This window comes from Candidatus Caldatribacterium sp. (assembly GCA_014359405.1).
Classification (GTDB): Bacteria; Atribacterota; Atribacteria; order Atribacterales; family Caldatribacteriaceae; genus Caldatribacterium; species Caldatribacterium oleiphilum.
In genome coordinates, this window is record JACIZN010000105.1 from 1 (window position 1) to 6,762 (window position 6,762).

The 6,762-nt window shown below is 53.4% G+C and carries 3 protein-coding genes and 1 pseudogene; all 4 read left to right on the forward strand.

Annotation, left to right across the window (positions count from 1 at the left end):
- A partial coding sequence (locus H5U36_08175) for a DNA-directed RNA polymerase subunit beta (protein MBC7218097.1) occupies positions 1-1,029 on the forward strand: 1,029 nt, incomplete at its 5' end.
- A gap of 18 nt (positions 1,030-1,047) precedes the next feature.
- Positions 1,048-6,022 (forward strand): annotated as a pseudogene (gene rpoC / locus H5U36_08180) (DNA-directed RNA polymerase subunit beta').
- 39 nt (positions 6,023-6,061) lie between these two features.
- Entirely contained in the window at positions 6,062-6,319 is a 258-nt protein-coding gene (locus H5U36_08185; protein MBC7218098.1) for a ribosomal L7Ae/L30e/S12e/Gadd45 family protein, read from the forward strand.
- A gap of 2 nt (positions 6,320-6,321) precedes the next feature.
- A complete protein-coding gene (locus H5U36_08190) occupies positions 6,322-6,696 on the forward strand; it encodes a 30S ribosomal protein S12 (GenBank protein MBC7218099.1) in 375 nt (124 codons plus the stop codon).
- Positions 6,697-6,762: the final 66 nt, after the last annotated feature.

Genomic DNA, 6,762 nt, shown 5'->3' on the forward strand with positions numbered 1-6,762 from the left:
GAGGAAAAACTCCTCCGAGCCATCTTCGGAGAGAAGGCGCGGGAAGTCCGTGACACGTCGCTGCGGATGCCCCATGGGGAGTACGGTAAGGTCATCGATGTGAAAGTCTTCTCTCGGGAGAACGGTGACGAGCTCGCCCCGGGAGTCAACAAGCTCGTGAAAGTATACGTAGCCCAGAAGCGGAAAATCACTGTAGGGGACAAGATGGCAGGACGCCACGGGAATAAAGGGGTCATTGCCCGCATTCTTCCCGAAGAGGACATGCCGTACCTTCCCGATGGGACACCGGTGGATATCGTTCTCAATCCTCTTGGTGTTCCCTCGCGGATGAACATTGGACAGATTCTTGAGACCCACCTTGGTTGGGTGGCGAATAAAGAGCGAAAGTTTGTAGCCAGTCCTCCTTTTGATGGAGCTCGTGAAGAAGAAATCCTTGAGGCCATGCGGAATGCGAAGACTCCTGATGGAGATGTACCCTTTGCAGAGTTCTTCGACCATCGGGTTTCAAAAGACTTCCATCTTTTCCCGCAGGGTAAAACGGTGCTCTACGATGGCCGAACTGGCGAACCTTTCGATAACGAGGTAACGGTGGGGTACATTTACATGATGAAACTCGCCCACCTTGTGGAAACGAAGATTCACGCTCGTTCGACCGGACCGTACTCTCTCGTTACTCAGCAGCCTCTTGGTGGAAAGGCCCAGTTCGGTGGGCAGCGTTTCGGAGAGATGGAGGTGTGGGCGCTTGAGGGGTACGGTGCAGCGTACACGCTCCAGGAAATGCTTACGGTGAAATCCGACGACATCGCAGGAAGGGTCAAGGCGTACGAAGCCATTGTCAAGGGGAAGAATGTGCTGCAGCCGTCTCTTCCTGAGTCCTTCAAGGTACTCGTGAAAGAACTCCAGAGCCTGTGCCTGAGCGTAAAGATTTTTGACGGTAAAGGGAGAGAAATTTCCCTTGAAGAGATGGAGAACGCTGAGGAAGAGGTACCAAGCCTCGGCGTCAATCTCCAGGGTCGGGAGAAAAAGTGAGCGAAGGGGGAAGAGTCCTTGGTGGACGTTAATGACATTGGAGCAATTCAGATTGGATTGGCTTCTCCTGAGGAAATTCGGAAGTGGTCTCATGGAGAAGTAAAGAAGCCCGAGACGATAAATTACCGAACCCTGAAGCCGGAAAAAGACGGGTTGTTCTGCGAAAAAATCTTTGGTCCCACAAAGGACTGGGAATGCTACTGTGGGAAGTACAAGAGAGTTCGTGACAAGGGTGTCGTTTGCGACCGCTGTGGTGTCGAGGTTACCCGAGCTTCGGTACGACGTGAGCGACTCGGACATATCGAACTTGCAGCTCCTGTGTCCCACATCTGGTACTTTAAGAGCATTCCCAGCAAGATGGCACTCCTTCTTGGCATTCTTCCCAAAAACCTTGAGAAGGTTCTCTACTTCGCCTCGGGGAGGAAGCGGGAGGATTGCTACAAAGTCATCGAACCTGGGGGAACAAATCTTGAGGCTGGAGCTACCATCCGCGAAACCGAGTACAAGATTTACAGCAAGTACGATCCTGCTTTTCGGGCAGAACTTGCCCATCGAATTACCGAGGTCCACACCCTTCCTTTCTCCATCGGTGACCGCCTGACACTTAAGGACTACGCCCGGTATCGCTCAAAGTACAAGGAGAGCTTTTCTGTTGAGCAGATTGACGAAAACACCTTTGAGGTTGTGGACATTCGGGCTTTCCCGTACCAGCGGGATGATGAGCTCTCGGAATCTGAAGTGAACGAGCTCCGGGAAATCTTCGGAAATCTCTTCGAGGAAACGATTCTCTCGACCACGGTGGAAGAACCATGCTACATCGTCATCAATCCGGGCCAAACAGGATTAAAGGTTGCCCAGATGATTCTTGAAACTGAGGCGAAGCTTCTCTCCCGCTACGATCCCGAATTCAAAGCGGGAGTGGGTGCAGAAGCGGTTCGGGAAATTCTCAAGAACATCGATCTTGAACAGTTGGCCCGGGATCTCCGGAAGGAACTCAAAGAAGCCACGGGTCAGAAGGCGAAGAAAATTATCAAGCGTTTGCAGGTTGTCGAAGCCTTTTTGAAGTCCGGGAACCGACCGGAGTGGATGATTCTTGAGGTCATTCCTGTCCTTCCACCAGACCTCCGTCCCATGGTGCAGCTTGATGGCGGACGGTTTGCTACATCGGACCTCAACGATCTCTACCGCCGGGTCATCAACCGCAACAATCGGCTCAAGCGACTCCTCCAGCTTGGTGCTCCGGAAATCATCGTAAAGAACGAGAAGCGAATGCTCCAGGAGGCGGTCGATGCACTCTTTGATAACGGCCGACGTGGGCGGCCCGTGCTTGGTCCTGGGAACCGCCCACTGAAATCTCTGAGCGATATGCTTCGGGGAAAGAAGGGTCGGTTCCGTCAGAATCTCCTGGGGAAACGGGTCGACTACTCTGGACGGTCGGTTATTGTGGCCGGACCGAGGCTTCGTTTCGACCAGTGTGGGTTGCCGAAGAAGATGGCCTTGGAGCTCTTCAAGCCCTTTGTCATGAAAAAGCTCGTCGACAAGGGGCTTGCTCACAACATTAAGAGCGCGAAGAAAATGGTGGAAAAGGCCCGAGAGGAAGTCTGGGGCGTGCTTGAGGAGGTTATTGCTGAGCATCCAGTTCTTCTCAACCGGGCACCAACGCTGCACCGCCTCAGCATCCAGGCTTTCCAGCCTGTACTCATAGAAGGGAACGCCATTCAGCTCCATCCCTTAGTTTGTCCGGCGTTCAATGCTGATTTCGATGGCGACCAGATGGCCGTCCATGTGCCACTCTCTGCTGAAGCTCAAGCTGAGTCCCAAATTCTCATGCTTTCCTCGCACAACATCCTCTCCCCAGCACATGGAAAGCCTATTGCCGTTCCCACCCAGGACATGGTCCTTGGGTGCTACTACTTGACTCTTCCCGGGATGCGAAGGGAATCGAAGAAGCGATTCTACAGCGTCGACGAGGCTCTCTTTGCGTATGAGTTTGGTAAGGTCGATCTCCATGAGCCAGTTTTCATTCGGGAGATTACCGAGAAACACCCTGAAGTCGAGGAAACAACCGTTGGACGGGTTATCTTCAACAGTCTCCTTCCCGAGGGCATGCCTTACTACAATGAGCCGGTCACAAAGAAAAAGCTCTCGGAGATTGTGGACCTCTGCTACCGGAAGTTTGGCAACAAAGTCACCGTTGCTCGATCGCATCAAGGAAGCAGGGTTCCACTATGCGACAAAATCTGGTGCCACAATCAGCGTGCTTGATCTTGAGATTCCCTCGGAGAAAGAGCAGATTATCGAGGAAGCTACCCACCGGGTTGAGGAAATTAACGAGCACTACGCCCAGGGTCTCATCACTGCTGAAGAGAGAGAGCAAAAGGTTGTGGATGTGTGGACGGATGCGGCGAACAAAATTGCCGATGCCATCCTTGAGATTCTCCCCGATTTCAATCCGGTGAACATGATGGCCAAGTCAGGAGCTCGAGGAAGCGTCCGCCAGGTGAGCCAGCTCTGCGGAATGCGAGGCCTGATGGCGGATCCCTCCGGGCGCATCATCGAGTACCCAATCAAGGCGAACTTCCGCGAGGGGCTCAGCGTCCTTGAGTACTTCATTTCAACCCACGGCGCTCGGAAGGGGCTTGCCGATACCGCTCTGCGTACGGCCAAATCCGGTTACCTCACCCGAAGACTTGTGGATGTGGCTCAAGATGTCATCGTTCGGGAGGAGGACTGCGGCACAGACGATGGTATTCTCCTTGAAGACCTGAAGGATGAGAATGACAACATCATTGAGCCTTTTGAGGAACGAGTTCTTGGGCGCATTGCCCTCCGGGATATCGTGGACCCCGTAACTGGTGAGGTAATCGTCCGGGCTGGAGAGGAAATCAATGAAGAAGTTGTTGCAAAACTCAAGGAGCGAAACATCCGCCAGGCCTGGGTCCGATCGGTACTCACCTGCCGCACCAAGTACGGTGTTTGCGCTAAGTGCTATGGGAGGAATCTCGCAACCGGTCGCCTTGTGGATGTAGGTGAAGCAGTAGGCATTGTGGCAGCTCAGTCCATCGGGGAGCCCGGAACACAGCTGACCATGCGGACCTTCCACACTGGAGGTGTACGCATCGCTGGGGAGGATATCACGCAAGGTCTCCCAAGGGTGGAGCAGCTCTTTGAAGTCCGCAAGCCCAAGAAGGCAGCCATTCTTTCCGATGTCGATGGAGTAGTGGAAAAAATCGAGGTCATTGGTAACCGTCGCAAAATCTACGTTCGACCCAGCGAAGACGAGGAGAACCAGGAGGTTCGCACGTACCTTGTTCCTCACGACGTGAAGATTGCAGTTACTGAGGGTGACAGGGTTCGGGCTGGGGACCGTCTCACCCTTGGTCCTATCAACCCCAAGGATATCCTGAGAATCAAGGGCATCAGGGCAGTTCAGAAGTACCTCCTTGAAGAAATCCAATCTGTCTACATCTCTCAGGGTGTAACAATCAACGACAAGCACATTGAAATCATCATCCGACAGATTGCTCGCCTCAACAAGATCATGGTTGAGAACGCAGGAGACACAAACCTTCTCTCCGGTGAGATGGTCTTCCTTGAGGATTTTGAAAAGGAGAACGCCCGTATCCTTGAAGAGAATGCCCTTTTGAAAGAAAGGGCCCAGGAGCTCCTTGAAGGCTGCACCCTTGAGGACAGTGTGCTTGATGCCTCGGGGAATGTTCTCCTCTCCAAGGGTCGAGTATTGAGCGCTGAGGATATTGAAGTCATTCTCTCGAACGATTGCCGTCCATTCCTTGTCCGCAAGGACGGCGCGTTCTTTAGGGTCCTGCGAGGCCAGAAGAACCTGGAGAACGAGCTTGTGCACCGCATCTGTGTTGAGGAAGTGCGAGACACTTCCGGTAAGGTCCTCGTTAAGGCCGGGGAAGTTCTCAAGGAATCCATTCTTGAACGCCTTGGTGAGATTGGTCCCCTGAAACTCAGAGTCCGGGAACAGGCGACCTGGGAAAAACTTCGAGGCGCCATCCTTGCAGAAGATGTCCTTGACCCTGAGACGAAAAAGGTGCTCCTTCCGATGAACACCCGCCTTGAGCAAGAAGAGATTGCGACTCTCGAGGCTCACGACATAGAGCAGGTGGTGGTCTGGAAGAACGTGCGAGTCTTCCAGGTAAAGGAGAGCCTTGTGCGGGTTCTCCGAGAAGAGATTCTCAACAAAGAGGTGGCAAAGGACATTGTCAGTCCTCACACCGGTGAAGTGATTATTCAAGCCGGACAGGCTATAAGCCGGAGTATCGCCCGAAGACTCGTTGTGGAAGGGATTAAGGAAGTTCCTCTGAGCGATGGCCACTTCTTCTCCATTGAAGGTCGCCTCATTGAACTCCTCGAGAAAGAGGTCGTCGGAAAAGTTGCCGCTCAGGATGTTGTTGTAGGAAGGAATGGCGACATCCTGGTAAGGGCCGGAGAGATCATCGTTCGGGACGATGTGGTGAAGATTGCCGAGGACAATGTGGGCTTCCTCCTCCTTCGGGACCCTGAAGGCGAAAAGGAGGTCCGAACCCTTGTCGAGGAAGTGATCTATCTCCCCGGCCTGAAGCAGGTTGCCACAGGACGTCCTGTAGCGTTGGGTATTACAAAGGCTTCACTTGCTGTCGACAGCTTCCTCTCCGCAGCGTCCTTCCAGCAGACAACCCACGTTCTTGCTGACGCGGCCGTCAAGGGTAAGATCGACCAGCTCATCGGGCTTAAGGAGAACGTTATTCTTGGGAAGCTCATCCCTGCTGGCACGGGATTTGAGAAGTACCGCAAGATACGACTCTCAACGGAGAAAGAAGAGGCGCTCTCGAAGGCGGAAATTTCTGAAGAAGAGGCACTCGATTTCCGAGAGCTCATGGGTATGGGTGTTGCTGCTGAATTCCCGGAGGATGAAGAAGAGGAGGCTTTCGAGGATCAGGAGGAGTTTGACTTTGAAATAGATGAAGAGGACGAGGAATTGACATGAGGGCGGTGTGCTGCTACAATTCCTCTGTCGCTTTCTGGTATGGGTCTTGAAGAACTCCGTACGGCAAAGAGGGTTGTGGGTTTCAAGGAAACCCAGAGAGCCATTGAGCGGGGAAGGGCCAAAAAGGTCTTCGTTGCTCTTGACGTTGACGAGGCGATACGGAAGACCATTGTTGCCCTTGCCCAGGAGAAAAATATCGCTCTTGAGTACGTTCCGAGTGCTCAGGAGCTTGGGAGAATCTGTGGTATTGAAGTTCGCTCTTCCTGTGCAGCTATAGTAGAGGACAAAGGAGGATGATTATGCCGACTATCAATCAGCTCGTTCGTGAGGGGAGAAAAAAGCCTGAAAGCCGGAGTGGGGCTCCAGCTCTCAAGGGGTCACCCCAGAAGCGTGGGGTGTGCACCCGTGTCTGGACTATCACTCCGAAGAAGCCGAATTCAGCTTTGCGGAAAGTTGCTCGTGTTCGCCTGACTAACGGCATGGAGGTTACGGCGTACATTCCTGGTATTGGCCACAACCTCCAGGAGCACTCTATTGTCCTCATCCGGGGAGGCCGTGTCAAGGATCTCCCAGGGGTGCGTTACCATGTCATCCGGGGTGCTCTGGATGCAGCAGGTGTTGAGAATCGCAGGCAGGGTCGCTCGAAGTACGGCGCGAAGAGACCCAAGAAGTAAGGAGCGTGGAGAGGTTGCCAAGTCCACATTGTTGTACAGAGGATCGGGAGCAATTTCTCTCTTGGG